Origin of the sequence: Halioglobus sp. HI00S01 (assembly GCF_001635445.1) — a bacterium.
Lineage (GTDB): Bacteria > Pseudomonadota > Gammaproteobacteria > Pseudomonadales > Halieaceae > Halioglobus > Halioglobus japonicus.
On sequence record NZ_LWEE01000043.1, the window covers coordinates 1 to 218 of the forward strand.

General features: G+C 45.0%; 1 protein-coding gene. It reads left to right on the forward strand.

Annotated elements, in window-relative coordinates; genetic code table 11:
• Window positions 1–100 precede the first annotated feature (100 nt).
• Window positions 101–218: sulfotransferase (locus A3709_RS24975; protein ID WP_197484118.1), on the forward strand; the 118-nt coding region annotated here is incomplete at its 3' end.

The following is a 218-nucleotide window of genomic DNA, read 5'->3' on the forward strand; positions in this document are numbered from 1 at the left end:
GTTGCAAAGAATACCTTTCAAGTCTTCATTACAGAATCGACCGCGAATACAAGATGTACATAGGTATCTGGACACTTGTAGCCCTGAAGGAGTGTTAGTAATGTCGAACTTTGGGCGTTTCGTATTTATCGGCGGAATGCCACGGAGCTCTACAACATTTGCGGCGTCACTATTGAATCAGCACAGTGCAGTTCACATTACGGATGAGTGCCATGCTT